A 2,820-nucleotide genomic window follows, 5' to 3' on the forward strand; every position below is an offset into this window, starting at 1 on the left:
CCTGCCCTCGACCACCAGCGACCACAGATCCTCCGGAGAACCCACCCCACCCGGATAGCGGCAGGCCATCCCGACAATCACCACAGGATCACCGGCGTCGTTCGCCGGCGAACCGGTCGTCTCCGCTGTCTCGCCGCTCGGAGTGAGCTCACCGGCCAGGTGGTCGGCAAGGGCCCGGGGGGTCGGGTAGTCGAACACGGCCGTGGTGCCCAAGCGCGATCCCGTGAGCGCGTTGAGCCGATTGCGCAGTTCGACGGCGGTGAGCGAGTCGAGTCCGAACTCCTTGAAGGTGCGGTCGAGACCGATCGAGTCCCGCCCGTCGTAACCGAGTACTCGCCCCGCCTCCGTGCGCACCAGCTCCAGCAGTCGCCCGGGCTGGGACGTCACGTCCTCGCCGCCAGGGCGCGGTCCGTCCGGACGGCCCGGTACGGCTGCTGGGTGAGCCTGGCGCGGCGCGCTCGTGATCAGTTCGCGGAGCAGCGGATGCACGTCCGCGCCGTCCGTGGCGGAGACGGTGTCCAGCCGCAGGGGCACGAGCAGCGGGTCGCTCCGCCGAAGAGCGGCGTCGAAGAGTGCGAGCCCCTCGGTTTCGGACAGCGTCGCTACTCCGGAGCGAGCCATCCGGTTGAGGTCGCCGGCGCCGAGCCCCGCCGCCATACCGCCGCGCTGATCCCACAGTCCCCACACCAGCGACGTCGCCGGGAGCCCGAGCCGGGCGCGATGGTGGGCGAGCGCATCGAGGTAGGTGTTGGCGGCGGCGTAGTTGGCCTGGCCCGCTGCGCCGATCAGGCCCGAGACGGAGGAGTAGAGCACGAACGCCGACAGCGGCATGTCCGCGGTGAGCTCGTGCAGGTTCTTCGCCGCCACCGCCTTCGGACCCATGACCGCGTCGAGGCGCTGCGGACTCAGCTCGGTGAACACGCCGTCGTCGAGCACGCCGGCCGTGTGGACCACGGCGGTGAGGGGTCGATCGGCAGGCAGCCCGCGCAGCACCGCGGCGAGCTCGGCGCGGTCGGCGACGTCGCAGGCTTCGGCTCGCACGTCCAGACCGAGCGCGGTCAGCTCGGCCACCAGGGCGCGCGCCTCGGGCGTGACGGGGCCGCTCCGGCTGACCAGCACCATGCTCGTCACTCCGTGCTCGGTGGCCAGGTGCCGCGCGAGCAGCCGGCCGAGTCGGCCGAACGCGCCGGTCAGCAGCACGGTTCCGCGCTCGGGTATCGGCTTCTCGGCGGCGGGGTGCGAGCCGGGAGCCGCGGGCAGGCGCGTGAGGCGCGGGACACTGACGCCCTCGGCGGACAGAGCCAGCTGCGGCTCCCCCGTGGCTGTGGCGGCGGCGAGCAGTCGGGCGCCGTCGCTGCCCGGCGCCACATCGACGAGCACCACGCGGCCGGGATGCTCGGACTGCGCGGCACGCAACAGTCCCCAGACCGGCGCGTTGCCGAGATCGATCCGGCCGTTGCTCCCTGTCTCGACGGCACCGGTGGTGACGACGACCAGTGGCGCGTCGGCCGTCGTCTCGTCAGTCAGCCAGTCCTGTACCAGCCGCAGCACGCGGTGTGCGCCGCCGACGTCCGTGACGTCGGTCGGGGGAACCACGGTGACCACCGTGGACGGCGCCGGGGCCCCCGCCGCCGTCGCGGCCCGCAGCGCGGGGAGATCCGCGTACCGGTCGAGCGGTGGGCCGTCACCGGCCAGCTCGGCAGCGAGGTCGTGCGGGTCCTCCCCCACCATCGCCCAGCGACCGGTGCCGGGGTGGGCGCCGACCTCCTTCGGCAGCCACGACAACCGGAACAGCGCCGCCTCGCTCCGATCCGTGATCGGAGTGGGCGCAGTGTCGGGCGCGGGCCGCAGCACCAGCGAGTCGACCGACGCGACCGGGTTTCCGTCGGCGTCGGTGAGCATGATGGCCACCGAGTCGGCGCCGGTCCTCGTGATGCGGGCCCGCAAGGCCGGCGGGGCCGCGGTGTGCACGGTGACGCCACTCCACGCGAACGGCACCAGTGTCCTGTCCGCGGTCTCGAACAGGCCTACCAGCGCGGCCTGGACGGCGGCGTCCAGGAGGGCGGGATGCAGGTCGAACACCGGACCGCCGTGTTCCGCCGCCTCGCCCGGGGCGATGTCGGCGAAGACCTCGCCGTCGGCGCGTCGGACGGTTTGCAGACCTCGGAACGCCGGCCCGTAGGCGTACCCCCGGCGGGTGAGTTCCGCGTATGCGGTGGCGACGGGGATCGGCTGTGCGTCGGGACCGGCCTCGCCGTTCCAGCCGGTTCCGGAAGCCGATCCGACGGGCGAGGGCCCGGCGGGTGGGGCGACGGTGCCTTCGGCGTGCCGGGTCCAGGTGCCGTTCGCGATCGTGTCTCCGGCTCGGGACAGCACGCGCAGCGCACGGCGGCCGGCGCCGTCCGGGGCGTCGATCACCACCTGGATTTGGGTGTCGCCGTGTTCCGGCACGACCAGGGGTGAGCGCACGACGAGCTCTTCCACCGGGCCGGCGCCGGTTCGCTGCGCGGCGTGCAGGGCCAGGGCCAGAAACGCGGTTCCGGGAAGGATCGGAGTGCCCAGCACCACGTGGTCGGCCAACCACGGTTGCTGCTTCAGGGACAGCCGGCCGGTCAGTACGAGCGCGCCGGCATCGCCCAGCGGCATCTCGGCGCGCAGGAAGGGGTGGAGGACCGGCTCCAGGCCGACGGCGGCGAGGTCGGTGTCCGGGAGTGATGTGGGTTCCAGCCAGTAGTGTCGGCGTTGGAAGGCGTAGGTGGGGAGTTCGGTGTGGTGGGCGTCAATCCCGGCGAACAACTCCGGCCAGTCGACCGCCACCCC

At 73.2% G+C, this 2,820-nt stretch carries 1 protein-coding gene; it reads right to left on the minus strand.

Going from position 1 to position 2,820, the window contains the following annotated elements:
• Positions 1-2,796: SDR family NAD(P)-dependent oxidoreductase (locus tag ABZ719_RS37435; protein ID WP_366729635.1), on the minus strand; the 2,796-nt coding region annotated here is incomplete at its 3' end.
• Between the last annotated feature and the right edge of the window lie 24 nt (positions 2,797-2,820).

Source organism: Streptomyces sp. NPDC006743, assembly GCF_040703815.1.
Classification (GTDB): Bacteria; Actinomycetota; Actinomycetes; order Streptomycetales; family Streptomycetaceae; genus Streptomyces.